Genomic DNA, 24,898 nt, shown 5'->3' with positions numbered 1-24,898 from the left:
AGCCGCATCGCCTGCCAGAGTGGACACGTTCCTCAGGTCCGCCGACGACAGGAGATCACCATGGCCACGCACCGGGCAGTCCACGTCGACACCGCAGGCGCCCCGCTGCGGCTGACCGACGTCGAGACCACCGCACCGCCGCCGGGCCATGTCCGCATCGACGTACGGGCCTGCGGTGTCTGCGGCACTGACCGCGAGTTCGTCAGCGGCCACTTCCCTGCGATGACCTGGCCGCTGACGCCGGGGCACGAGATTGCCGGCATCATCGCCGAACTAGGAAGCGGCGTCGAGGAATTCGGCGTCGGTGACTCGGTCGCCGTCGGCTGGTTCGGCGGCAACTGCAATCACTGCGCGCAGTGCCGCAAGGGTCAGTTCATGCACTGTCTGAATGGCCAGATTCCCAGTTGGCAGTACCCGGGCGGCTACGCCCAGTCGGTGACCGTACCCGCCACCGCGCTGGCGCGAATCCCCGCTGGATTGTCCTTCAGTGAAGCCGCGCCGATGGGTTGCGCCGGCGTGACGACGTTCCAGGCGTTGCGGACCAGTGTGGCCGTGGCCGGTGATCGGGTCGCCGTGCTGGGCGTGGGCGGGCTCGGTCATCTCGGGATCCAGTTCTCCCGGGCCATGGGATTCGAGACCGTCGCCATCGCGCGCGGCGCGGACAAGGCCGCCGACGCCGAGCGGTTCGGCGCACACCATTACATCGACTCCACGGCCGGGGACGTCAGCGAGTCGCTACAGAAGCTGGGCGGCGTGTCCGTCGTGCTGGCGACCGCCGCGAACTCCGACGCGATCGGCCAGACGATCGGCGGCCTGGCACCGCGCGGCGAGCTCATCGTGATCGGGGTGTCCGCTGATCCCCTGCCGATCAGTCCGCTGCACCTGATCACCCCGGCACTCAGTGTCACGGGCCATCCGTCGGGCACGGCGTCGCAGATCGAAGACACTATGAATTTCGCTCTGCTCAACAACGTCCGGGCGCAGATCCAGGAGTTCCCGCTGGAAAATGCGGCGGACGCATACGCCGCCATGGCGGAGGGACGAGCCCGCTACCGCGGCGTTCTCACCATGTGAGCACCGTATGAGGCTTTGCCTTTCAGCTGCAAGATAATCGGACGTGGTGTGCTGGGCCGCTTGGGACACACCATGGGGCAATGCCGAAACACCCATGGGCGCAGATCGTCGGAACTGCCGCCGTGCTGGGCGCAGCGATGGGCATCGGGCGCTTCGCCTACACGCCGATCCTGCCGCTGATGACCGCACATGCTCAGCTGTCCCCGGAAGCGGCCGGGCAGTTGGCCACCGCCAACTACGTGGGCTATCTGCTCGGGGCGCTCGCCGGGATGTTCTCGCCACGGCTGGCCCGGTCGGTGTCCGTCTGCCGCGGGTCACTGCTGGTGCTGGTGGCAAGTCTGGTGGCAATGGCGTTGACCACCAACGTCATTGCGTGGGCAGCGCTGCGCACGGTGGCCGGTTTCACCAGTGCCTTGGTGTTCGTCATTGCCGTCAACACGCTGCTGGACCGGTTGCACGATCATCCGGCTCACCTGGCGGGCTGGGCCTTCGGTGGCGTCGGGGTTGGTATCGCCGCCTCGGCGGTGCTGGTGTTTGCACTGCCGGCATCCGCGGACTGGCGGGCCGCCTGGTGGGCGGCAGCGGCGTTGGCGGCGCTGTTGAGTGTCTCGGCGTGGTTCATGCCCGCGAAGCTCGCCACGCCTGCGGTGACGAACGCTGCTGAACAGCAGCACCACAAGCGGCACAAGCCTTTTGCGCTGCTGCTCGTCAGCTACACCCTCGAAGGCGTGGGTTACATCATCGCCGGTACGTTCCTGGTCGCGGCCGTCGCGCAGCATTCACCGGGACGGCTTGGCAACGGTGCCTGGTTGCTGGTCGGTCTCGCGGTGATTCCGTCGGCGGTGGTGTGGGCGCGGTTGAGCTCACGCTATTCGCATCCCGTGCTGCTCACCGCGGCGCTCATGCTGCAGGCTGCCGGAATAGCGTTGGCCTGCACCGGGTCCGGCAGCGGTGCGCTCATCGGGGCAATCCTGTTCGGCGGCACGTTCATCGGTGTCAGTGTCCTGGCACTGGCGGCCGGGCGGCTGCTGCAGTTCCCGGGCGCCGTCGCGTTGCTGACGGTGGGCTATTCGATCGGCCAGATCGTCGGACCCGTCGCAGTGTCACCGTTGCTGCACAGTGGGTTTCAGCTCGCGTTGGTCGCCGGGTCGGTCATCGTCGTGCTGGCCGCTCTGACCGCGACCGCGATGGGGATCGTCGGGCGGCAGCCACACGCCGTCGCCGTGAACGCCTAGATCGCCCACATCGCTGGTGAATACGTCGATCAGCGCGCGTACCGCGGCGTTGTCCTCAGCACGGCGCCACACCAGCGACCAGGTCCACAGCGGCGCCGGGTCGACGATCGGGCGTCGCACCAGATCACGGGGCAGCTGGGCATCCTGCCCCTTGGGGTTGTTGAGTACCGGACGGCCCAGCCGACGGACGTGCTCGAAGAACGTCGGCCCGGTGACACCCCCGTCGTCGGTGCGCATCAACCTTGCCCCGGTGGCCGTGGCGAACTCCTCGGCGTAGCGATTCCAGGACGACCAACTTGCCACGTCGGCATCGACCAGCACCACCACATCCTTGGCCGCGACCGGGCTGTCGTCGGTGCCTGCGCACAGCGCGTACAGCCGGTCCACTCCGATGAGGTGGGCCTCAAGTGACAGCTCGGCCAGGTCATCGGTGGGCACCCAGCAGATCGCGAGGTCCAGGCTGCCGTCGGCGACTCTCGCCGCCTGGGTGTGCGACGGCATCACCCAGGTGTCCACCCGTAGTTGCGCGACGCCGGCCGCCCGGTCGGCCAGATCCGCGGGCCGCCAGTTGACGTAGCCGATACGGACGGGATCGGAGACCGCCAATCCCGTGGCCCGCCTGCGGAATTCATCGGCGTGTCGGACCAGGGCACGGGCGTCGGGCAGCAGCGCGGCGCCGGCCGGAGTGAGGGCCACCGACCGCCGGTCCCGGTCGAAGAGGCTGACCTTGAGGTCGCGCTCGAGCGCCTTGATCTGCTGGGACAGCGACGGGCCCGCGATGTGCAGACGCTCCGCGGCGCGGCCGAAGTTCAGCTCCTCGGCGACCACGACGAAGTACCGCAACTGACGCAGTTCCACCGTTGCAGACTAGTAGGCGCTGTCTCCCAGCAGGGAGCAAACCAGTCGTGACCTGCGGGAGTCGCCGCCGCCGATGCTCTGTTGTACCCGGCGACGGACCACCGAAAGGACCATGATCGTGAACAACACACCGAAGGTAGCCATCATCACCGGGGCATCGCAGGGCATCGGCGAGGCGCTGGTCGCGGGCTACCGCAAGCTGGGCTACGCCGTCGTCGCGAACTCCCGCAGCATCGCGGCGAGCGACGACCCGATGGTGCTGGCGGTCGCCGGCGACATCGGGCAACCGGGCGTCGGGCAGCGCATCGTCGACGCCGCGGTCGGACGGTTCGGCCGGGTCGACACCATCGTCAACAACGCAGGCATCTTCATCTCCAAACCGTTCACCGACTACACCGATGAGGACTACGCCGCCATCACCGGGGTGAACCTGCGCGGCTTCTTCGAGCTGACCCGAGCCGGGATCGCCGCGGTCGAGGCGCACGGCGAGGGTGGCCATATCGTCACGATCTCGACGAGCCTGGTCGATCAGGCCAACTCCCAGGTGCCGTCGGCCCTGGCGTCGCTGACCAAAGGCGGCCTGAACGCCGCCACCAAGGCCCTGGCCATCGAGTACGCGACTCGCGGAATCCGTTCCAACGCAGTGGCTCTGGGCATCATACGGACGCCGATGCACGATCCGTCCACCCACGAGTTCCTGAACAAGCTGCACCCGGTCGGCCACATGGGTGACATCGACGACGTGGTCGAGGCCGTGCTGTTCCTGGAGAACGCCACGTTCGTCACCGGCGGGATCCTGCACGTCGACGGAGGCCAAAGTGCCGGACACTGAGGTGCTCCTTCGCCAACTCCTCGACGAGTGGAAGGCCGGGATCGACGGTCATGATCCCGACCGGGTGGCCGCGGTGTTCACCGAGGACGCGATCTTCCAGGGGCTGCGCCCGTTCAGCGTGGGCAGGCAGGGCGTCTACGCCTACTACGAGTCGCAACCGGTCGGGTTGACGGTGGACTACCGGTTCCACGAAACGCGCAGGCCCGCCGATGGCGTCGCGCTGGGTTACCTACGGGCGGATTTCACCGGGCCCGATGGCACGGCGATCCCGCTGAACCTCAGCGTGTTGGCGACCCTGGGCGCCGACGGCTGGAAGATCACCTTCTACCAGGTCAGCCCAGCGCAGGGATGACTTCGCGCTCGAACAGTTCGATACCGGAACGGTCGTACGCGGCCTCGGGGAAGTACATGATCGCGTACTCACACCCGAGGTCGCGAAGCCGTTTGAGCCGTTCGACGACCTGTTCGGGGGTGCCGGTCGCGGAGTCCGGCGAGGACATGGTCGCCAGCATGGCGTCGACGGCGGGCTCGCCGGCCACCGGCACCTGCCGGGCCCGGATGCGCTCGATCCGCTCGGCGACATCGGACTCCGACGTGCCGATGACGGCGTTGAAGTTGGCCGACCGGACGATCGCGTCGTAGTCGGTGCCGACCTCTTTGCAGTGCTCGGCGAGGATCTGCGACTTGTGGGCGAAGCCGTCCGGCTCGGACGTGAAGTTCGTGTACTGCGCATACTTGGCCGCGATCCGCAAGGTCACCTTCTCGCCACCTCCGGCGATCCAGAGCGGAATACCATTCGCGTGTAAGGGTTTCGGCGCCACGATCGCGCCGTCCACCTGATAGTGCTTGCCGTCGAAGCTGACCCGGCCGTCGCGCCACGCGTCACGCATGATCTGCACGCCCTCATCGAGCCGGCCGAGCCGAACGCCGGCGGACGGGAAGCCGTACCCGTAGGCGCGCCACTCATGCTCGTACCAACCGCCGCCGATACCCATCTGCACGCGGCCACCCGAGATCACGTCGACGGTCGCCGCGACCTTCGCCAGATACACCGGATTGCGGTAGCTCATCGCCGTGCACATCTGGCCCAGCTTGATGCGGGAGGTGGTCGCGGCATAGGCCGCCATCAGCGTCCATGCCTCATGGGTGGCCTCGTCGGTGGGCACCGGCACGGTGTGGAAGTGGTCGTACACCCACAGCGAATCCCATTCGCCCGCGTCGGCGTATACCGCCAGATCCCGCATGACGGGCCAATGTTGTTCAGTGGGAATGCCTACCAGGTCCAGTCGCCAGCCCTGCGGAATGAAGAGTCCAAAGCGCATGGCTCCCATTCTGTCGCCGAGTGGCCGGTTATTGCACGCATTTTCGTGAGAGGCGTCCTCTAACTGGCCATTCGGCGTGGATCAGGCGCCGGTTTCGACGTACTGCTTGAGCCGCAGCAACACCTCGGCCCAGCGGGTGTTGCAGAACGGCAGGCCGGGATCGTCAGGCGGCCACTGTCCGTCGCTGAGGTCGACGCGCGTGCCGCCCTCGTCGGTGTCCGACAGCGTGAATGTCAGCGTCTTACCAGCTGAATTGCCCGGCCCGGCCACGCATTCTTGGCTTATTGCCTCGTCCGATGTGATGTCCACGGTGCGCCACGCGAAACTCAGCCCGGGTTTGGGATTGAGGCGGAAGGTCTCACCGATGGCCACCGTGCCGTCAATGCCGCCGACGTGCCAGGCCGCCATCTCGGCGGTATCCGCCAGCGCGCTGAACACCTTGTGCCGAGGCGCGGCGATCTTGATGGCATGACGCAGGGTCACAGTCATGGCTTCACGCTACCGCTGATCAACGGTGGAACGGCCGGAACCTCGGGGGCATTGACGATGTCGTCGACCGTCATCTTGAAGCTGTCCGGGTAGGCGTCGCGCCTGGTGCGCCGCGCCGGCTCACTGGTTCGCCAGCAGTAGAGGCACTGCTGGCACTGCAGCACGTCCCATGCCCCCGGAACCGGTGAGGTGTAGAGCTTTTCGATGCTCTCGAACGCACATCGCGGACACATCATGGGTGCTCTCCTTAACGGTTGGCTTGCAGCTGTTGAAGTTTGGTGAGCCACTGCCCCATCTCGGGCAGGTCACGCACCTGGTTGCCATAGTTGCCCCGCCGATCCGCGGCCACCGGTGTGGTGGCGTCGATGATGAGCTTGTCCACCACGCCAGGGGTATTGGCCTGCGGCGCGAGTTCAAGGATCGGCAGGTTGGGCACCTGCACGAGGTCACCGGCCGGGTTCATCTTCGTCGACAACGCCCACATGACCTGCGGCAGGTTGAACGGGTCGACGTCCTCGTCGACCATGATGACCGTCGCCGCGTAGCCGAGTCCGTGCGGTGTGGTGAGCACCCGCATCCCGACCGCTTTGGCGAAGCCCCCGTAACGCTTCTTGGTGGACACGATCACCACCAGGCCGTGGGTGTACATGGCATTGACGGCCTGCACCTCGGGAAAGTCCTTCTTGAGCTGTTCGTACAACGGCACGCAGGTGTTGGCAGCCATGAGGTAGTCGATCTCGGTCCACGGCATGCCCAGGTACAGGTGCTCGAACACGGGGTTGTCCCGGTAGGAGATGCGGTCGATGCGGATGACGGTCATGTTGCGGCCACCCGAGTAGTGCCCGGTGAATTCGCCGAAGGGTCCTTCGATTTCACGCTTACGCCCTTCGATGACGCCCTCGATGACCACCTCGGAGCCCCACGGGACCGGGAGCCCGTGCAGCGGCGAGCGGGCGATGGGCGCCGGAGCGCCGCGCAGTGCCCCGGCCAGTTCGTACTCGTTCTGGTCGTATTCCATCGGCGTGGCCGCGACGATGGAGATCACCGGGTCGTTGCCCAGTGTGATGGCGATGGGCAGATCCTCGCCGACCTGCTCGGCCTTGTGCAGGTGCTGGGCGATGTCGTGCATCGGCACCGGCTGCAGCGCCAGCTTGCGGCGTCCCTTGACCTCGATTCGGTAGATCCCGACGTTCTGCTTACCCGAATTCTCCGGGTCCTCGGGATCTTTCGACACCACCGCGGCCTTGTCGAGATAGAAGCCGCCGTCACCGTCGTTGAGCCGGATCAGGGGCAGTACCTCGAAAATATTGATGTCGTCGCCGGTCTGGGTGTTCTGCGCCCACGGCGGGTCCTCGCGCCATTCGGGAGCGACGGGAAACTCGGCCCACCGCGCGATGAACTCCTCCACCTGCGCCTTGACTCCGGTATCTTTCGGCAAACCCAATGCCAGTGCGTGATTCGCCCACGATCCGTGCACGTTCATCGCGATGCGGGCGTTGGTGAAGCCGGTGACGTTGTCGAAGTACAGTGCCGGCGCGTTGTCGCCGAGCCGGGGCGCGGCGTTGGCCGCCGCGGCGATGTCCGGTTCGGGCATCACCTCGTCGGTGATGCGCAGCAGTTGCCCCTGCTCGTCAAGGGTCTGCAAAAAGCTACGCAGGTCGTCGTAGGCCATATCGATGTCCTCTCGGGTTGTCAGGCGACGGAATGCATTTCGCGGGCGGCGCGGATACCGTCCCAGCGTTTGGCGGCCGGGGCAGGCAGGTCGAACTGGTCGAGGATGCGAGCGACGACGTGGTCGACCATGTCATCCAGCGTCTGCGGGTGGTTGTAGAACGCAGGCATGGGTGGCACCATCTGCACGCCTTTGCGAGCCAGGTCGAGCATGTTCTCCAGGTGAATCTCGCTGAGCGGCGTCTCGCGCGGCACCAACACCAACTTGAGGCGTTCCTTGAGGACGACGTCGGCGGCGCGGCCCACCAGCCCGTCGGCATACCCGGCGCGGATGCCTGCCAGCGTCTTCATCGAACACGGCACGATCACCATGCCGTCGGTGCGGAACGAGCCCGATGAGATCGTCGCGCCCTGGTCCTCGGGGTGATGCACGACGTCAGCGAGCTGCCCCACCTGCGCGGTGGACATTCCTGTTTCGAGCTCGATGGTGGTGCGAGCCCAGCGGCTGAGCACCAGGTGGGTTTCCACCTCCGGCAGCTGCGCGAGGTTCTCCAGCAGCCGGATCCCGAAGACCGCTCCGGTTGCCCCGGTCATCCCGACAATCAAACGCATGATGGACTCTTTCGGTCGACTCTGTGTGCTGAAAACCGACGTTACGGCGCATACACTGAAGTGCACTACGTCTCCGGCGGACACCATATGGTGAAAATCGGACAACCCGAGGTGATGGAAATGCTGCCGACCGAAGTGCCGTTCCACGGCTCGGCCGCCACCCCGGGCGTCGAAGTGCTCAGTTTCGCCGATCTGGAGCGGCGAGCACGCGGTCACGGTCTCGATCCGTTCACCCCGATGCGCCCGGCGTTCCACCATCTCGTCACGGTCACGGGCCCACCCATGCACTGTGCCGTTGACTTCACCGAATACGAACTGGTCCACCATGATTGGCTGTGGGTGCGGCCGCGCCAGGTGCTGCAGTGGCGGCCCGACCTCGCCGATTCCGACGGCACCATCCTGCTGTTCCCGTCGGGATTCCTCGACGACACCACGGTTGCGGCAGCAGACGTCGACAGCCCGCCTGCGACACCGACGCCGATCCGATCCCCCGCAGCCGATCGGACCGCCCGACTCCTCGTCGACGCGCACCGGGACCAGGCGGGCGCGCCTCAGGCGATCCGTATCGAGATCGTGCGCCACCTGCTGTCGGCGCTGCTGCTGCACCTGGCAACCAGCGCCGAGAGTGCCTCGACGGATTCCGCGAACACCGTGTTCCGCGACTTCCAGCTGGCCGTCGAGCGGGACTACGCGCACCGGCACCGCGTCGAGGACTACGCCTCCGAGCTCGGGTACAGCGTGCGCACGCTGACGCGGGCGTGCCGGCTGGCGACGGGCCACGGCGCCAAGGGCGTCATCGACAACCGGGTACTGCTGGAGGCCAAGCGACTGCTGGTACACACCGACCTGACGGGCACCGCGATCGGCGCCCGCGTCGGCATTCCCGATCCGACGATGTTCACCAAGTTCTTCCGCACCCGTACCGGTGAAACCCCCGCTACGTTTCGTTCTCGCGTCCGCGGAATCTGAATACAGCTGCTTCACAGCGTTTTTCAAAAGTCGTTCTAGGCTGTCAGGATGGCCCTATCCAAGGACGAACGCGAACAGTTTCTATCCGAACCGCACATCGCCGCCCTGTCGGTCTTTGCAGGCGACAAGCGCGGACCACTGACCGTACCGATCTGGTACCAGTACACGCCGGGCGGCGAACCCTGGCTGCTGACCGGCAACGGGTCGCGCAAGCACCGGCTCATCGAATCGGCCGGGCACTTGTCGCTGATGGTCGAGCGGCTCGAGCCGAGCGTGCGCTACGTGGCCGTCGACGGGGCGGTGAGCCGCATCGAGCCGGGCACTGACGAGCAGCTTGTCGAGATGACCAAGCGCTACCTCGCCCCGGAGAAGGTCGAACCGTATCTGGAGTTCGCCCGCCGCGAACACGGTGAGAGCGTCGCGGTCTACCTGAAGCCCGAGCACTGGCTTTCCGCGGACCTCGGCAGCGTCTGACACCGACACGTTCACAGCATCCTGTCAGCGGGTTCACAGACCCACTGGCACAACGGAATTGGCGCGCAGACGGAGTCTCCGCCACGGTTAGGCTCCGTGGGTGGCTCCGAAACTGCGCGTCGATCCCGGTGTCTTGCGGTCAGCAGCGGACGGGTTCAACCAGATCGGAGCCGCGCTGTCCGGCGCGAACATCGGCCAGGGACTCTCGGGTCTGACCGCGAGCCTGCCAGGCCTCGTCACCGGTGGCGCAGCCGAGCAGGCCGCCACGCTCGTCGACGACGCTGTCCGGCACGTGGGCAACGAACTGTCGCAGCTGTCCACCAACCTCGGCCAGGCAGCTGACAAGTACGAAAAGACCGATGCCGAGCTGGGCAAAAAGCTCGACAAGACCGTCGATGATCCCAACAAGAAAGACGACGACGGTACAAAGAAGGGCGAACCCGGCCCCGCGCCGGCCACGGGGGCGGGTCCGCAAGCCATCCCCGTCGACCAGGTGACCTACGACAACGGGAACTGGCCCTCAGGGGCCGACGCCACCCGGACCGCCATCAATCAGGCCTTGGACCAACGCGGCGTCACCGACCCGGCTGCACGGCAACGCTGGATCGACGCGTACATGACTCTCACTCAGCACGAATCGTCGTACAACCCCATGGCGGTCAACAACTGGGACATCAACGCCAAGCCGCCCAACTCGACGTACAAAGTGTCCGATGGCTCGGGCAACGGCTGTTCGCGTGGTCTGGCCCAGTGCGTGCCAGGGACTTTCGCGCGGTACCACCAACCCGGCACGTCGAATGACATATACGACCCGGTCGCCAACATCGCCGCATCGATGAACTACCTTGTCGGCAACTACGGCGTCGCGCCCGACGGTTCCGACATTCTCGCCAAGATCCCGCAAGCCAACCCTGGCGTCCACCAGGGTTATTGAGACTTAACAGGAGTTCGATGACAGCCCTGCGCGCGTTGGTACTCGTTGTCACGACAGTCATTGCGGCCGCTGCCATGTCGGCTTGCGGCACTACGACGGCGGGCGCACCCCAGGCTGAACCGACCACCCACACAAGCTCTGCACCGCCGAAGCCGGCCGCGACTGCTGAGACAGCGAGCGCTTCCCCATCGCCGGGCGCGAAACCGCAAGCGGCGGTGCCTGTACCGGCTGCGGCCTGGATCAGCGCCGATCGGATTCCGCAAAACTCCGACCAACCGTGGCCTAATCTCGCTGACCGCGCAGAACCCTTGGGAACCAGCACGTTCCGCCTCTACGGACTGTGCGGGGCAACGCCATCACCGATTGCCGATGGGGACAACGCCCGAGCCGTCGTGGACAACGGTGACGGCCACTGGTCGGCTGAACAAGTCATCGTGCACTATCCCGGTGACCCGTGGACCATGGGCCAGACAGTGAGCCTCGACGCCTCCAACTTGCAGAATGTTCTGAACCAGTGCACCTCCACCGCACCGGGCACAACACTGCAGTTCACCACCCCCGTTGACGCTAGATGCCCCAGCGTCTCTCGCGGCGGATGCCACCAGGTTGCCGCCGAAATACGTTCTTCCGACGGGAAATCCACGGCACACGTGTACCTCGCCAACGTCGGCAGCACCATCACCGAGCTGACAGTCTGGACCACTGGCAGCCCCAGCACACCATGGGCAGGCGCCGCTGATGAAGATGTGTTCGCAGCCATGAACCCTCAGCTGTGCACCGTTTGGGAATGCTGACAGGGCCCCGCCGATGACAGTCACGATTTCTTCGGTCACGGGTTCGCAACCCGAGCAGGTCATGGCAGCCGCTGTCCATGCCGGGAATTCCGCCACCACCGCCAGTCAGCAGCTCGACGCCGGTAAACAGAACCTCGACCGGCTGAGGAGCGGTTGGGAGGGAACAGCTTCCGAGGCAGCAATCGCGACGGCGCAACGCACGCTCGTCGAGCAGCAAAAGATCGCCGATACCCTCGGTCTGCTGTACTCAGCGCTGTCCGACGGCGGATCCCAGTTGTCCGCGATCCGCACCGGCGTTGTCGATGCAGTGGAAACCTTCACCCAGCAGGGCTGGCAAGTCGCCGATGACGGCACGGTGTCTGTGCGGCCGGGAAGTCCGCTCGACCAACTGGCCACGTTGAGCCCCGTCACGGAGATGGAAGTCCGGCAGATCGCTGCCATCAGTTCGGTCAAGCTCAAGACCCTGCTCGCCCAGTTCGACAGCGCGGACCGAGCGCTGGCCGACGCAGTGCGCAAGGCAACCGCCGGCCTGCGCAGTCCCGCTGATCACGCCGGCCCGCCGAATCGGTCGGACAGTCCGTCGCCCGGCGAACCGAAACCCAAGGACGGCAACACCACTGCGCCGGCCCCTGGACCCGGCGCCAAGCCGAGCGGCCCCGATTCTCCCGCAAAGCCGGGTTCGAAGGTCGACAGTCCAGGCCAGACCGTGCCCACTGGCCCGTCGACCCCGGGCAGTGCACCAAGCGCCCCGCGCACGCCTGTCCAACCTCCGTCCGCACCGACACCGCGGCCCACCACAGGCACGACACCGACTCCGTCAAGCCCGGTGAATCCCGGTCGCAATGCCGGTGCGGCGCCGACGCGACCGGCTTCGACAAACGCGGGATCTGCGCCCGTCCATGCCAACCAGGAACCGACCGCGCGCTCAGGCCCAACATCACCCCCGACAGGTGCGGGCGCCCCACCCGTCAGCAAGGTCGGACCGGCCAGTGCCACCGCGCCGATGCCCGCGACATCTGCGCCAACCAGATTGGACGCAGGCAACACCGCTGGTAGCCCTGCATCCGCCGCCAACAGTGGTGGCGAGCGCGTCCTCAGCGCATTCGACGGTGGCAATTTGCCGGATAAGCACACGTATCAATACGGCGATGACGGATGGCCCATCCACGTCTGGGTCGATGACGGCGAGGACATCGAACACGACGACTGGGCTTGACACCCCGCCTTGGCAGGCATCGTCTGACGGGGCAGGGTGGGGGTATGGCTTCCCGACAGCGGCTGTTCCGAGTGTTCTACCGGCTCGGGTTCACGCCGTGGGACGGGCACCCGCTCGCGCAGGGCCTTTTGCAGCTCATCGAAGGCGAGGATCCGCTACCGCCGGGCAAGGCGCTGGACGTCGGATGCGGCACGGGCGACAACTCGATCTATCTGGCTGAGCAGGGCTGGCAGGTGACCGGCGTGGACTTCGTCGCGACCGCCATCGACAAGGCGCGGGCGAAGGCCGCGAAACGGGGTGTCGACGTGCGGTTTCTCCAGGCCGACGCGACGCGGCTGAGCACCGCGGCGGTCGACCACGACTACACGCTGATCGTCGACAGCGGGTGTCTGCACGGGATGAGCGCCGATGACCGCGATGCGTACGTTCGGGAGATCACGGCGGTCGCGGCGCCCGATGCGGTGTTGTCCATCGTGGCGTTCGTTCCCGGCACGTCGTTCGGTGTGCCCGGCCTCGCCGAGGCAGAGGTCAAGCACCGGTTCTCGGAACACTGGTCCCTGGTGTCCAGCGGCAGCGAGCCCGCGATGGACCACAACGGCAAGGATCCGGCCCGGCATTACGTGTTCGCGCGGCGGAGCTGACTCGATACCGCGGAGGAGTTCGGATGCACGTCAGGTATGCGAGCGCCCTCGTCCTCGCAGGTTCTCGCTCGCAGCCGACCACCATCGGATTACCTGGCAATTGACAGTTGACTGAGCCGGAATGCTGGCAGATGCTCTTGAAGATGATCGACGTCAGCGAGCAGACGGCATTGGCCGATATCGAGCGTCGCCTCACCGTGGAGTTCCCCGAGGCCACAGCCGATGCCATCGATGCGGCGGTCAAAGAGGCTCATTCACGGTTCGCGGCGAGCACGATCCGTGATTTCGTCCCGCTGTTCGTCGAAAAGAACGCCCGTTACCAGCTGTCGCATCGAGCGGTGGCAGCGACCTGAGTCCTGAGCGACGCAGCGTCACTCTGCCGAAAGAGCCTGGTACCGCAGCTCGAGTCCGTCGAGGACGGCCTGCAGGCCGGTATCGAATGCCCGTTGATCGACCTCGATCCCGAGGATCCGCGCATGGTGGCACTCATCGACGAAATGTCCTCGGCGACCTATACCTCTACCGCAACCAGCTCAATGTTCCGCATGGCCGCAATGTCACCGGCCAGCATGTTCTGATCTACCGCGCTGAACCACACAGTGATTCGGCAAGAGCACTGGAGAAGCTCCGCACGTTGTCCGCAACGTGATATTGCGCTCAGGGTCGTGAATCCTCGAATTCCACAGCCCTGAGCGCAATTTCAACGCCGCGGAGCCATCTCACTCGGCGCGGCCACCGAGATGCTTGGCCAGGAAACGGTCGACGCGGTGAAAGAAGTCCAGCCGATTCTCGGGTTTGGCAAAGCCGTGCCCTTCGTTCTCGTACATCACGTATTCGTGGTCGATGCCGTGCTCGGCCATCGCCGCGACGATCTGCTCGGATTCGGCGCGCTTGACCCTGGGGTCGTTCTCGCCCTGACCGATCAGGATCGGAATCTTGATCGCGTCCACCCGCGACAGCGGTGAACGCGACCACAGGAAGTCGGGGTCCTCTCCAACTCGCTTGTGCCACAACTGGATCATCGGCTTCCAGTACTCCGGGAACGACTCGATCAGGGTGTTCAAGTTGGAGGGGCCGACAATCGAGACCGCGCAGGTGAACACGTCCGGCGTGAACGTCGCCCCGATCAGCGCCGCGTAGCCCCCGTAGGAACCGCCGTAGATGGCGACCCGCTTGGCGTCGATGTAGCCCTTGCCCACCAGATAGTCGACGGCGTCGAGCAGGTCGTCGTGCATCTTGGCGCCCCATTCGCGGTTGCCCGCGTTGAGGAACTCCTTGCCATATCCGCTGGAGCCGCGGAAGTTCACGTCGACACAGACGTAGCCGCGGTTGGCCAGCCACTGCTGTTCCAGACCCAGGCCCCAACCGACCCGCGCCCACGGCCCGCCGTGCACGTTGAGCACGGCCGGCAGCCCGGAGCGCTCCACCCCGGGTGGGAACGACAGATAGCCGTGGACGGTCAGGCCGTCGCGCGCGGTGAAACTGAACGGCTCCATCGGCACCAGCGGGTAGTCGTTGAGCTCCGGGCGATGGTCGAACAGGAACGTCGCGGTCTGCGAGGCGCGATCCCAGAGGTAGTACTTCACCGGGCCGGCGTCGTTGTCGAACGCCACCAGCCAGGTGCCGTCATCGGCGCTGCGGTCGTTGATCATCAGCTCACCCGGGCTCAACTGTTCCAGCGCGTCGATGTCGCCGCGAATCCGGTCGTCGAAAATGCGGTACTGCACCCGATCCGCATACACCGTGACGCCCTGGATCTCCCGTGTGTCCGGGTCAATGATGGTCCCGCTGACGTCATAGACCGGGTCCTCGGCGATCACTTCGACTGCGCCGCCGGCGATGTCCATCTTCACCAGCCGGGTGGTGTTCGAGTCCACCGAGGACAGCAGATACATCGCGCTGCCGTCCAGGCTGAAGCTGACGGGGCCCGTCGTCTCGGCATCCTCCGGCCCGACTTCGAGCAGCACCCGCCAGTCCGCGTCCTCGTCGTCGCGCACCATGATCGTCATGCCGCCCTCGGGTGTGGGAGCGAACGCGCCACGCACCCGCAGCTCAGTGTCGACCACCCAGCCCAGGTAACCCGGGTTGTCCAGGATCTTGCGCAGCTCACCGGTTTTCAGATCCAGGTGGTAGACGTCGTGCAGCTGCGGATTGTCCTTGTTGATACCGAGCAGCACCTCATTCGGAAATCTCTTGCGGTGCGCGATCACTCGGCACTGGACGCCATCCATCGGGGTGAGGTCGCGCTCGACGCCGGTGCTGGGATCCACGTCATAAAGTCGGAAGTTCTCGCTGCCGTCCTTGTCCATGACGTACATCAGGTGCCGGTTGTCCCAGGTCCAAAAGTAGTTCTGGATCCCCCGGTCGGTGTCGTGGGTGACCGGTTGAGCGGTACCGGCCCCGATCTCCCCGACGAACACGTTGAGCACGCCGTCGAGAGGCGCCAGGTAGGACAGCCGCGTCCCGTCGGGCGATATTTGCGCGCCCACGCGCTCCGGATTGCCGAACAGTACTTCGAGTGGGATCAACGTCGCGTCCGCCATCGGGGCCCCCTTGTTGTCGGTATGACGACGTCAGTATGCCGAGACCCACTGGCGAGCAGACGCGAAAGTCCCTGACACGCCGCGTGTCAGGGACTTTCACGTCTGCTCGCGCTGAGGAGTTAGCTCTCCAGCGAGGCCGGCGGCAGGAAGCGGTCGCCGTACTTGGCGGCCAGTTCCTTGGCCCGGGCGACGAACGCCGCCTTGCCGACGCCACCGGGGCCCTCGTAGCCGACGATGAACTGCGCCGAACCACCGGTGTAGGGCGGGTAGCCGATGCCGAAGATCGAGCCGATGTTCGCGTCGGCGGTCGAGGTGAGCACACCCTCGTCGATGCACTTCTGGGTCTCCAGCGCCTCGGCGAACAGCATCCGGTCGATCATGTCCTGCAGCGGCGGCTGCGAGGACCCGGAGTTGAACGTCTCGCGCAGGCCCGGCCACAGCTGCGTGCGCTTGCCGTCGGCGTACTCGTAGAAACCGGCGCCCTTCAGGCGCGACGGGCGACCGAGCTCGATCATCTTCTCCACGACCGCCTCGGCCGGGTGCGGCACGTAGGTGCCACCCTCGTCCTCGACGCCCTTGCGGGACGCGACGGCGATCTTGTGCATCAGCTCCAGGTTGAGCTCATCGGAGAGCTGCAGCGGCGCAGCCGGGTAACCGGCCTGCGAACCGGCCTGCTCGATGGACGCCGGCTCGACGCCCTCGCCCAGCATGGCCAGCGCCTCGTTGACGAAGGTGCCGATCACGCGGCTGGTGAAGAAGCCACGGCTGTCGTTGACCACGATCGGGGTCTTCTTGATGGCCAGCGTGTAGTCGAACACCCGGGCCAGCGCCTCGTCAGAGGTCTTCTCGCCCTTGATGATCTCCACCAGCGGCATCTTGTCGACGGGGCTGAAGAAGTGGATGCCGATGAAGTCCTCCTGGCGCTTCACCCCGGTCGCCAGACCGGTGATGGGCAGCGTGGAGGTGTTCGACCCGAGCAGCGCGTTGGGCTCGACGATGTCCTCGATCTCCTGGAACACCTTGTGCTTGAGTTCCTGGTTCTCGAACACGGCCTCGATCACGAAGTCGACACCCTTGAAATCGTTGGGGTCGGCGGTCGGGGTGATCTTCGCGAGCAGTGCGGCACTCTTCTCTTCGGTGGTCTTGCCACGCTTGAGCGCCTTGGCCTCCAAGGCCTCCGAGTACGCCTTGCCCTTCTCGGCGGCCTCGATGGTGACGTCCTTGAGGACGACGTCGTAACCGGCCTTGGCCGACACGTAGGCGATACCGGCGCCCATCATGCCTGCACCCAGCACGCCGATCTTCTTGATCTCCTGCTTGGCGATGCCCTCGGGACGCGACGCGCCGCCGTTGATGGCCTGCAGGTCCAGGAAGAACGCCTGAATCATGTTCTTGGCGGTCTGGCCGGTGACCAGCTGGGTGAAGTAGCGGCTCTCGATGCGGCTGGCGGTGTCGAAGTCGACCTGCGCGCCCTCGACAGCAGCGTCGAGGATGGCGCGCGGTGCGGGCATCGGCGCACCCTTGAGCTGCTTGCGCAGCAGCGCCGGGAACGACGGCAGGATCGCGGCAAGCGCCGGCGACGACGGGGTACCGCCGGGCATCTTGTAGCCCTTGACATCCCACGGCTGGGTGTGGGCCTCGGGGTTGGCCTTGATCCAAGCCTTGGCGGCGGGTACCAGCTCATCGACGGAGCCGACCAACTCATCGACGAGGCCAGTCTCCTTGGCCTTGGTCGGGTTGAAGCGGGTGCCCTGGCTCAGCACCTCCATGAACGCCTTCTGGATGCCGAACATCCGCACGGTGCGGGTGACGCCGCCACCGCCGGGCAGCAGGCCGAGGGTGACCTCGGGCAGGCCGATCTGGCTGCCCTTCACGTCGGCGGCGATGCGGTGGTTACACGCCAGCGCGATCTCCAGGCCGCCGCCGAGCGCGGCGCCGTTGATGGCGGCGACGACGGGCTTCTGCAGGGTCTCCAGCTTGCGCAGGTCGGCCTTGATGTCCTCGACCATCTTGAACGCCTCGGCGGCGGCGTCAGGCCCGATGCTCATCATGCCCTTGAGGTCGCCACCGGCGAAGAAGGTCTTCTTCGCGCTGGTGATCACCACGCCGGTGATCGAATCAGCTTCGGCCACAAGGCGTTCCACTGCGGCATGCATGGATTCCTTGTAGTGCTCGTTCATCACGTTGGCCGAACCGGTCGGGTCGTCCAGCGTCAGGGTGACGATGCCGTCGGCATCCTTGTCCCACTGAATGGTGTTCTCAGCCATTGTTGTTCAGCCCTCTCAGACGCGCTCGATGATGGTGGCCACGCCCATGCCGCCGCCGATGCACAGCGTGATCAGGGCACGCCGAGCACCACGACGCTCGAGCTCGTCGACCATGGTTCCGGTGATCATGGCGCCGGTGGCGCCCAACGGGTGACCCATCGCGATGGCGCCACCGTTGACGTTGAGCTTCTCGTCCGGGATCTTCAGGTCCTTCTGGAACTTCAGCACCACCGAGGCGAACGCTTCGTTGAGCTCGAACAGGTCGATGTCGTCGACGGTCAGGCCGGCGCGGTCCAGCACCTTCTTGGTGGCGGGGGTCGGGCCGGTGAGCATGATGACCGGGTCGGCGCCGCTGGTGGCGGTGGCCACGATGCGGGCGCGCGGGGTCAAGCCCTGGCTCTGGCCGGCCTTCTCAGACCCGATCAGCAGCAGACCTGCGCCGTCGACGATGCCCGAGCTGTTGCCGCCGGTGTGAACGTGATTGATCTTCTCGACGTAGTGGTACTTCTGCAGCGCCACATCGTCGAAGCCGCCCATGGCACCCAGGCCCTCGAAGGCGGACTTGAGCTTGCCCAGGCTCTCCACGGTGGTGCCGGGACGCATGTGCTCGTCGTGGTCGAGGACGACGAGGCCGTTCTGGTCCTTGACCGGCACGACGGACTTGGCGAAGTAGCCACCGGACCATGCGGCGGCGGCGCGCTCCTGCGAACGCGCGGCGTAGGCGTCGACGTCCTCGCGGGAGAAGCCCTCGATGGTGGCGATCAGGTCAGCGCCGATGCCCTGCGGCACGAAGCCGATGCGGTAGTTGGTCTCGGGGTCACCGGCCCAGGCGCCGCCGTCGGAACCCATCGGGACGCGGCTCATGGACTCGACACCACCGGCCAGCACCAGGTCATCCCAACCGGAACGGACCTTCTGGGCGGCCAGGTTGACGGCTTCCAGACCCGAGGCGCAGAAGCGGTTGAGCTGGAAACCACCGGTGGTCTCCGGCAGCTTGGCGACCAGGCCTGCGGTGCGCGCGATGTCGCCGCCCTGATCGCCGACCGGGGACACCACACCGAGGATGACGTCGCTGATCAGCGTCTCGTCGAGGTCGGGGTAGCGGCTGCGGATCTCCTCGATCAGACCGACAACCAGGTTGACGGGCTTGATCTCGTTGAGAGCGCCATTGCGCTGTTTGCCACGCGGCGTACGGATCGCCTCGTAGATGAACGCTTCTTCTGACATGTGTCTGCTCCCTGCCTCTTTGCAGTCCAGGTTCAGGTATTGGGTTTGCGGAACCGCTGACAGCAGTCCTCTACCGGAGAGTAACAGGATCGCAAACCAACCTGTTGGTTGGGAGACTTACGCCACACCAAATCGACGCGTGGAGGGCCGGTGGCAGACTAGGCCGATCGGGGCTCGGCGACCTCGGCGAGCGTCGGGTAGTCGATGTAGCCGACCGGACCCGGCGCGTAGAACGTCGCGACGTCGGGCTCGTTGAGCTCAGCCCCCAGCACCAGCCGGTCGATCAGATCGGGGTTGGCCAGGTAGGCCCGTCCGACCGCGGCCGCGCTGATCGCTCCCCACTCGGCGTACGCCTCGAGCTGGGAAAAGTCGGTGTCGGTGTTGCGGCCGGTGTTGAGGACGAATGTTCCGGACCACAGCGCACGCAGCACGCCGAAGGTATGAGCGCTGGGGTCGATCAGCACATGCAGATACGCGATGCCCAGCGGTGCGATGCGGTCGAGCAGCGCCTCGTAGACGCTCATGTCGTTCTCCCGCATATCGCCCGCGTGGTTTCCGGGAGAGATCCGCAGGCCGACGCGCCCCGCGCCGATCTCGGCGACGACAGCCTCCACGACCTCGGCCGTCAGCCGGGCCCGGTTCTCCGGCGAACCGCCGTAGGCGTCGGTGCGCTGGTTGACGACGTCGGAGGCGAATTCGTGCAGCAGGTAACCGTTGGCGCCGTGGATCTCCACCCCGTCCATCCCGGCGTCCACGGCACGGCGCGCGGCAGCCCGGAAGTCGGCGACGATGCCGGGGATCTCCTCGATGTCGAGCGCCCGCGGGATCTCCAGCGGCTTCTTGCCGGTGGGGGTGTGGGTGAGCATGTCCGCGGCGATGGCCGACGGCGCGACCGGCTGGACACCACTGATCTCCGAGTGCCCCATGCGGCCGACGTGCCACAGCTGCACGAACATCTTGCCGCCTGCGTCATGCACGGCCTGCGCGATCCCGGCCCACTTCGCCTGGTGTGCATCGGTGTAGATGCCGGGGGTGTTCATGTAGGCGCCGTTGGCCGTCCGCGACACGGCGGTGGCCTCGGAGATGATGAGCCCCGCGGCGGCGCGCTGCGAGTAGTACTCCGCGGCCAGGTCTGACGGTGTGCCGTCGGCGTCGGCCCTCGACCGCGTGAGCGGAGCCATGAACAGACGGTTGGTGGCGAGCGTGTCACCCACCTGGATGGGCTGGAGCAGTGCGGAATCGGCGGCGAGTGCGTGGGTCACGCCTGCAGTAAGCGCCCCGCGTGGCCGTTGAATTCCCGCACTAGCCTCTTGAAACATGACTGTCACACGGCTGCGGCCCTACGCCGTCACCATCTTCGCCGAGATGTCGGCGCTGGCCACTGAGCTCGGCGCGGTGAACCTGGGCCAGGGCTTTCCCGACGAGGACGGCCCGGCCGCGATGCTCAAGATCGCACAGGACGCCATCGCCGAAGGCATCAACCAGTACCCGCCCGGCCTGGGTGTCCCTGCGCTGCGGCAAGCGATCGCCGCACAGCGGCACCGCCATTACGGCACGGTCTACGACCCCGACACCGAGGTGTTGGTGACGGTCGGCGCCACCGAGGCCATCTCCGCCTCGCTCATCGGCCTGGTCGAACCCGGCTCCGAGGTGCTGGTCATCGAGCCGTTCTACGACTCGTACTCCCCCGTGATCGCCATGGCCGGATGCGTACGCCGCACTGTCCCGCTGGTCGCCGACGGGAACGGGTTCGCGATCGACCTCGCCGGGCTACGGGCCGCCGTCACGCCGAACACCCGGGCGCTGATCCTCAACTCCCCGCACAACCCGACGGGCGCCGTGGCCTCCGACGCCGAGTTGCATGCCATCGCCGCGCTGGCCGTCGAACACGACCTGCTGGTGATCAGCGACGAGGTGTATGAGCAGCTGGTCTTTGACGGGCATCAGCACCGCCCGATCGCGAACTATCCCGGGATGGCCGGGCGGACCATCACCATTTCCAGCGCGGCCAAGATGTTCAACGTCACGGGATGGAAGATCGGATGGGCCTGCGGCGCACAGGATCTCATCGCCGGTGTGCGCGCAGCCAAGCAGTACCTGACGTATGTGGGCGGGGCACCGTTCCAACCCGCTGTCGCCCACGGTTTGAACCATGAGGACGCCTGGGTGGCCGATCTGCGAGAGTCGTTTCAGGGCAAGCGCAATCGCTTGAGTTCAGCCCTGACCGAGATCGGCTTCGAGGTGCACGAGAGCGCGGGCACGTACTTCCTGTGTGCCGATCCACGGCCGTTGGGCTACGACGACAGCACGGCGTTCTGTGCCGAGCTACCGCACCGCTCCGGTGTGGCAGCCATCCCGATGGCGGCGTTCTGCGACGCTGAGGCGCCGCATGCCGACCTGTGGAATCACTTGGTGCGCTTTGCATTCTGCAAGCGCGACGACACGCTCGACGAGGCGATCCGGCGACTGCAGGTGCTCAAACTGTGAGTTTCGCTCACAGCTCGGCGGTGACCGCCCACAGCGCTTCGAGGTCGGCCTGCTCGGCTCGCAGCGGGCTGATCACGACGTCGGTCGCGCCGGCATCAAGGTAGGTCTGCAACTGCGCCCGCACTTGGGCGGCCGATCCGACTGCGGCCAGGTCGGCCACGTTGGCCAGCCCCTCGCGGGCGATGACCTTCTGATACGACGGGATGCTCTGGTAGAACTCCAAGCGCTCGGCGGCCAGCTCGCGCGCGCTCGTCACGTCGTCGGATACCAGCGCGGGCACCATCGCGATGATCCGTGGCTGCGCGCGCCCGGCCGCCTCGGCCGCGGCCTCGATGGTCGGGACGATGAACTCCCCTACGGTCCGGGGACCGGCGAGATACGGCATGGTGCCATCGGCGAGTTCACCGGTCACCTGAAGGGCCGCGGGTCCCATCGCCGCGACGTACACCGGAATCGGTGTACCGCCACCGACGTGGACCGGCCACTGCGGGGCGGCGCTGAACTGTCCGCCCTGGAAGTCGACGGCACCGTCGTCGAAGATGGCCCGCAGCACGGTGAGGTGTTCGCGCAGCCGTTGCACCGGCTTGGGCCAGTCGGTGCCGAATGCCTGGCGCTCGGGATGGTGGGCACCCAGTCCGAGCCCGAGGCTGAAGCGCCCGTGCGACGCGGCCTGCGCGGTCTGCGCCGCGGACGCCACCAGCAGTGGGTGGCGGGGGTTGATCGGCACCACCGACGTCCCCACGCCGAGACCGGGCACCGCAGCCCCGATCAGCGCGGACAGTGTGATGGCGTCGATGTCGAACTGCTGGGCCAGCCACACCTGGCGGACGCCCGCCTCATGGGCGCGGCGGGCCTGGGCGACCGCGTCGTCGACGACGTTGTCAGCATCGGGATTAACCCGGAGAACGATTCCTGTCGGCATGTCCCAGCAACCGGCCGCGCCGCACCGGCTATTCCGTTCTACGCAGGCTGAGCCAATCCCATGACGCGCTGACGCAACCGGTCTAACGCCACGTACAGCACCAGCTTCTTGGCCCGGCGCACGATGAACTCGGGCAGCGGCACGGATACGTCGACGGTGATGTCGAACCGCACCCGCGTCTTGTCGATCTCCGGGGTCAGGTTGTACTCGACGTGCTGACCGCGCTGCTGCAGGTTTTCCTCGGCGTCCCACACCATCCAGGTGTCGCCCCAGTGGTATTCGAGCATTTCCTTGTCGGTGATGCCCAGCAATCGCATGGTCGCGCGGACGTGATGGGGCTTGCCGTCGGGATAGCGGTCGACGATCTCGACGTGCCGGTGGACCGATGACCAGGTCGGCAGCGCATCCACATCGGCGAGGACGTCCATGATCGCCTCCACCGGGGCGTCGAAGACGACCTCTCGCGATGCGCGAACGGCCATATCTGGAATGTAGTTACTGCCGTCGTGGCAAACTGTCTGTTTCCGTCGATCCGCGCGCGACGACCACCGGGACCTGCACCGACTCGACCACCGCCGCGCCAACCGAGCCCAGCATCATGCCGACGAATCCACCCCGTCCGCGGGAACCCACGACCACCAACTGGGCACCCTCGGACTGCTCCACCAACTGGCGCGCGGGCCGGTCCCGCATCAGTTCCCGGCGCACCACCACATCGGGGTAACGCTCACACCAGCCGGCCAGCTGTTCGGAGACCACGCGACTCTCGCGGGGCGTCAGATCGGTCCACTTCACGTCGGGAAACTCGTAGTCGACGTCGTTCCAGGTGTGCACCACGACGAGTTCAACGCCGCGCCGCGACGCCTCGTCGAAGGCGATCTCAGTTGCCAGTTCCGATGCGGGTGACCCGTCGATGCCGACGACGACCGGTGCGTCGTCCGCGGGCTGGGAGTCACCGTGGATGACCGCGACGGGGCACTCCGCGTGCCGGACGAGGCTCGCGCTGACCGAGCCGAGCACCCGCCGGCTCCACTTGCCCAGACCGCGGCTGCCGACGACCAGCAGATCGGCGCCGCGCGATCGGTCGATCAGCGTGCTCACCGTGTTGCCGGACACCACGTCGGCGTTCAGCTGCAGGCGTTCTTGCCCGGCTGTGGCCTTGTTGGCGATGTCGCGGGCCAACGCCACGATCTCGTGTCCACGCTTTTGCTGCCAACCCCAGTAATCGTCCGGCAATCCCATGTCGAGGTACGCGGGCCCGGCGGCCATGGGCAGCACATGGATGAAGGTCAGTGGCACCCGACGCAGTGCGGCGTCGCGGGCAGCCCATGCCACGGCAACATCGGACGACGGCGACCCGTCGACACCGACCACGATGCCGTGCCGCTCCTCAGACATCCGAATCTCCTTCCCTCGCAGCTGTTTACGACTCGGAACTGCGGCAGATGAGCACCGGCACCGGGCTGTGGTGCAGCATGTTCAGGCTCGTCGATCCGAGCAGTGTGCCGACCACGGCGCCCCGGCCCCTGGTTCCTACCACGATCAGTTGAGCATCGGAAGCGTGCCCTAGGAGCGCTTTTCCCGGGGATTGCAGTTCGACGAAGCACTTCGCCTCGACCGACGGGTGCTTGGTGTTCTCGGCGTCGACGGCTGCGGCCAGTGACACCAGCTCGGCGGCTTGCAGCCCCTCCCAGTCGATCAGGAACGGAATCGTGACACCGGCTTCGGCCGGCGGCGTCAACGACAGTGATCGCACCGCCGTGATGCTCGCGCCGAACCGGTCCGCGAACGCGAAGGCCGCGGCCAGCGCCGCAGCCGCCGCAGGGCCGTCGTCGACTCCCACCACGACACGCCCATCCCCCGGTGCGACCGTGTCCCCGCGGAATGCGACGACGGGGCACTCGGCCCGCGTCGCCACCGCCAGCGACACCGAACCCAGCAACAACGCCGCCGCAGGCGTGACCGATTTGCCGCCCAGCACCACCAACTGCGCCGTTCGGCTGGCTGCGATGAGCGCGGTGTCGGCGGGTTCGTTCACCGAAGCCGTCGTGACCGCCAGTCCTGGCCGGTCGGACCGGACCGCGTCGGCGGCGGCCTTGAGGTACAGATCGGCGCTGTCGCGCTGGTAGGACATCACCGCCGCGGTCATCGCCGCCGCCGTCTGCGTCAGGTTTGCGCCGAGGGTCGGCAACGCATAGACGATGTGCAGGGGCGCGCCGAACTTGTCGGCTACGCCACCTGCCCAGCGGGCGGCGTTGATCGCCGAGTCACTGCCGTCGATTCCAACTACTACCGGCTTGTCCGAGGAAGTCATACCTCGATACTGGCCGG

General features: G+C 66.4%; 26 protein-coding genes and 1 pseudogene. 13 read left to right on the top strand and 14 right to left on the bottom strand.

The genetic code is table 11. The features are described 5' to 3' along the window. The first annotated feature begins 60 nt into the window (after nucleotides 1-60). A complete protein-coding gene (locus A5784_RS03440) occupies nucleotides 61-1,074 on the top strand; it encodes an alcohol dehydrogenase catalytic domain-containing protein (RefSeq protein ID WP_064942399.1) in 1,014 nt (337 codons plus the stop codon). Between the two features lie 80 nt (nucleotides 1,075-1,154). Continuing rightward, nucleotides 1,155-2,192, top strand: a pseudogene (locus tag A5784_RS03435) (YbfB/YjiJ family MFS transporter); the annotation flags it as partial. Here the strand turns inward: A5784_RS03435 and A5784_RS39585 are convergent. After that, nucleotides 2,178-3,167 (bottom strand): LysR family transcriptional regulator, encoded by a 990-nt coding sequence (locus A5784_RS39585; RefSeq protein WP_286159408.1) that lies wholly within the window; start codon nucleotides 3,165-3,167, stop codon nucleotides 2,178-2,180. The pseudogene A5784_RS03435 and the gene A5784_RS39585 sit on opposite strands and share 15 nt — an antisense overlap. A 118-nt stretch (nucleotides 3,168-3,285) precedes the next feature. Here A5784_RS39585 and A5784_RS03430 point away from each other — a divergent pair, with 118 nt between their 5' ends. Together A5784_RS03430 and A5784_RS03425 are read left to right on the top strand one after the other, a co-directional pair. Further along, on the top strand, nucleotides 3,286-3,999 hold the full coding sequence (locus tag A5784_RS03430; protein ID WP_197514620.1) for an SDR family NAD(P)-dependent oxidoreductase: 714 nt from the start codon (nucleotides 3,286-3,288) through the stop codon (nucleotides 3,997-3,999). Then, on the top strand, nucleotides 3,986-4,351 hold the full coding sequence (locus A5784_RS03425; RefSeq protein WP_064942312.1) for a YybH family protein: 366 nt from the start codon (nucleotides 3,986-3,988) through the stop codon (nucleotides 4,349-4,351). The genes A5784_RS03430 and A5784_RS03425 overlap by 14 nt, the downstream gene beginning before the upstream one ends. Here the strand turns inward: A5784_RS03425 and A5784_RS03420 are convergent. From A5784_RS03420 to A5784_RS03400, 5 genes are all read right to left on the bottom strand, one after another. Continuing rightward, nucleotides 4,332-5,321 carry an LLM class F420-dependent oxidoreductase gene (locus tag A5784_RS03420; protein WP_064942310.1) on the bottom strand — a complete coding sequence of 330 codons (990 nt, stop codon included), beginning with the start codon at nucleotides 5,319-5,321 and terminating at the stop codon, nucleotides 4,332-4,334. The two genes, A5784_RS03425 and A5784_RS03420, sit on opposite strands and share 20 nt — an antisense overlap. Before the next feature lie 81 nt (nucleotides 5,322-5,402). Then, entirely contained in the window at nucleotides 5,403-5,810 is a 408-nt protein-coding gene (locus A5784_RS03415; protein WP_064942308.1) for an SRPBCC family protein, read from the bottom strand. Continuing rightward, a complete protein-coding gene (locus A5784_RS03410; protein WP_064942306.1) occupies nucleotides 5,807-6,046 on the bottom strand; it encodes a non-oxidative hydroxyarylic acid decarboxylases subunit D in 240 nt (79 codons plus the stop codon). Before A5784_RS03410 ends, A5784_RS03415 begins: the two co-directional genes overlap by 4 nt. A gap of 11 nt (nucleotides 6,047-6,057) precedes the next feature. Then, a complete protein-coding gene (locus A5784_RS03405) occupies nucleotides 6,058-7,482 on the bottom strand; it encodes a non-oxidative hydroxyarylic acid decarboxylases subunit C (protein ID WP_064942304.1) in 1,425 nt (474 codons plus the stop codon). 20 nt (nucleotides 7,483-7,502) lie between these two features. Continuing rightward, a complete protein-coding gene (locus tag A5784_RS03400; protein WP_502687487.1) occupies nucleotides 7,503-8,096 on the bottom strand; it encodes a non-oxidative hydroxyarylic acid decarboxylases subunit B in 594 nt (197 codons plus the stop codon). Nucleotides 8,097-8,180: 84 nt separating this feature from the next. On the opposite strand from A5784_RS03400, the gene A5784_RS03395 reads away from it, so the two are divergent. The 8 genes from A5784_RS03395 (at nucleotide 8,181) to A5784_RS39580 (ending at nucleotide 13,699) form a co-directional block, all read left to right on the top strand. Continuing rightward, a complete protein-coding gene (locus A5784_RS03395; protein ID WP_064942300.1) occupies nucleotides 8,181-9,062 on the top strand; it encodes a helix-turn-helix transcriptional regulator in 882 nt (293 codons plus the stop codon). A gap of 48 nt (nucleotides 9,063-9,110) precedes the next feature. Continuing rightward, complete coding sequence (locus tag A5784_RS03390) at nucleotides 9,111-9,536, top strand: pyridoxamine 5'-phosphate oxidase family protein (protein WP_064942298.1); 426 nt, start codon at nucleotides 9,111-9,113, stop codon at nucleotides 9,534-9,536. A gap of 100 nt (nucleotides 9,537-9,636) precedes the next feature. Next, nucleotides 9,637-10,470 (top strand): type VII secretion target, encoded by an 834-nt coding sequence (locus A5784_RS37355; RefSeq protein WP_082944639.1) that lies wholly within the window; start codon nucleotides 9,637-9,639, stop codon nucleotides 10,468-10,470. Between the two features lie 308 nt (nucleotides 10,471-10,778). Then, the gene (locus A5784_RS03380; protein ID WP_156750348.1) at nucleotides 10,779-11,264 is read left to right on the top strand and encodes a hypothetical protein; all 486 of its coding nucleotides are present in this window, start codon (nucleotides 10,779-10,781) and stop codon (nucleotides 11,262-11,264) included. A 13-nt stretch (nucleotides 11,265-11,277) separates the two neighbouring features. Then, nucleotides 11,278-12,480 carry a WXG100 family type VII secretion target gene (locus A5784_RS03375; protein ID WP_064942295.1) on the top strand — a complete coding sequence of 401 codons (1,203 nt, stop codon included), beginning with the start codon at nucleotides 11,278-11,280 and terminating at the stop codon, nucleotides 12,478-12,480. A gap of 44 nt (nucleotides 12,481-12,524) precedes the next feature. Continuing rightward, a complete protein-coding gene (locus A5784_RS03370; protein WP_064942293.1) occupies nucleotides 12,525-13,121 on the top strand; it encodes a class I SAM-dependent methyltransferase in 597 nt (198 codons plus the stop codon). Between the two features lie 107 nt (nucleotides 13,122-13,228). Next, nucleotides 13,229-13,474 (top strand): three-helix bundle dimerization domain-containing protein, encoded by a 246-nt coding sequence (locus A5784_RS03365; protein ID WP_232005923.1) that lies wholly within the window; start codon nucleotides 13,229-13,231, stop codon nucleotides 13,472-13,474. 93 nt (nucleotides 13,475-13,567) lie between these two features. Continuing rightward, nucleotides 13,568-13,699, top strand: a complete 132-nt coding sequence (locus A5784_RS39580; RefSeq protein ID WP_286159407.1) for a hypothetical protein — start codon at nucleotides 13,568-13,570, stop codon at nucleotides 13,697-13,699. A gap of 141 nt (nucleotides 13,700-13,840) precedes the next feature. Here A5784_RS39580 and A5784_RS03360 read toward each other — a convergent pair whose 3' ends face one another. The 4 genes from A5784_RS03360 to A5784_RS03345 all read right to left on the bottom strand — a co-directional run bounded on the left by A5784_RS03360 (nucleotide 13,841) and on the right by A5784_RS03345 (nucleotide 20,420). Then, nucleotides 13,841-15,664, bottom strand: coding sequence for a S9 family peptidase (locus tag A5784_RS03360; RefSeq protein WP_064942291.1), 1,824 nt, complete (start codon nucleotides 15,662-15,664; stop codon nucleotides 13,841-13,843). A 119-nt stretch (nucleotides 15,665-15,783) separates the two neighbouring features. After that, nucleotides 15,784-17,931: a 3-hydroxyacyl-CoA dehydrogenase NAD-binding domain-containing protein gene (locus tag A5784_RS03355; protein WP_064942289.1), complete on the bottom strand. Its 2,148-nt coding sequence runs from the start codon at nucleotides 17,929-17,931 to the stop codon at nucleotides 15,784-15,786. Nucleotides 17,932-17,946: 15 nt separating this feature from the next. Next, on the bottom strand, nucleotides 17,947-19,158 hold the full coding sequence (locus A5784_RS03350) for an acetyl-CoA C-acetyltransferase (protein ID WP_029369774.1): 1,212 nt from the start codon (nucleotides 19,156-19,158) through the stop codon (nucleotides 17,947-17,949). Nucleotides 19,159-19,316: 158 nt separating this feature from the next. After that, nucleotides 19,317-20,420: an alkene reductase gene (locus tag A5784_RS03345; protein ID WP_064942287.1), complete on the bottom strand. Its 1,104-nt coding sequence runs from the start codon at nucleotides 20,418-20,420 to the stop codon at nucleotides 19,317-19,319. A gap of 55 nt (nucleotides 20,421-20,475) precedes the next feature. On the opposite strand from A5784_RS03345, the gene A5784_RS03340 reads away from it, so the two are divergent. After that, a complete protein-coding gene (locus tag A5784_RS03340) occupies nucleotides 20,476-21,645 on the top strand; it encodes a pyridoxal phosphate-dependent aminotransferase (protein ID WP_064942285.1) in 1,170 nt (389 codons plus the stop codon). 7 nt (nucleotides 21,646-21,652) lie between these two features. On the opposite strand, the gene A5784_RS03335 is transcribed toward A5784_RS03340, so the two are convergent. Genes A5784_RS03335 through A5784_RS03320 form a run of 4 tightly spaced genes read right to left on the bottom strand, consistent with a single transcriptional unit; the run spans nucleotide 21,653 to nucleotide 24,881 of the window. Beyond that, entirely contained in the window at nucleotides 21,653-22,567 is a 915-nt protein-coding gene (locus A5784_RS03335; protein ID WP_064942283.1) for an LLM class F420-dependent oxidoreductase, read from the bottom strand. A gap of 38 nt (nucleotides 22,568-22,605) precedes the next feature. Beyond that, nucleotides 22,606-23,049: an SRPBCC family protein gene (locus A5784_RS03330; RefSeq protein ID WP_064942281.1), complete on the bottom strand. Its 444-nt coding sequence runs from the start codon at nucleotides 23,047-23,049 to the stop codon at nucleotides 22,606-22,608. 13 nt (nucleotides 23,050-23,062) lie between these two features. Then, the gene (locus A5784_RS03325; protein ID WP_064942279.1) at nucleotides 23,063-23,965 is read right to left on the bottom strand and encodes a universal stress protein; all 903 of its coding nucleotides are present in this window, start codon (nucleotides 23,963-23,965) and stop codon (nucleotides 23,063-23,065) included. A 25-nt stretch (nucleotides 23,966-23,990) separates the two neighbouring features. Continuing rightward, nucleotides 23,991-24,881 carry a universal stress protein gene (locus tag A5784_RS03320; RefSeq protein ID WP_064942277.1) on the bottom strand — a complete coding sequence of 297 codons (891 nt, stop codon included), beginning with the start codon at nucleotides 24,879-24,881 and terminating at the stop codon, nucleotides 23,991-23,993. Between the last annotated feature and the right edge of the window lie 17 nt (nucleotides 24,882-24,898).

It is taken from the genome of Mycobacterium sp. 852013-50091_SCH5140682 (genome assembly GCF_001665685.1).
Taxonomy (GTDB): domain Bacteria; phylum Actinomycetota; class Actinomycetes; order Mycobacteriales; family Mycobacteriaceae; genus Mycobacterium.
Note: the sequence above shows the minus strand (reverse complement) of the source record. Positions and strands in the feature narration are given on the sequence as shown.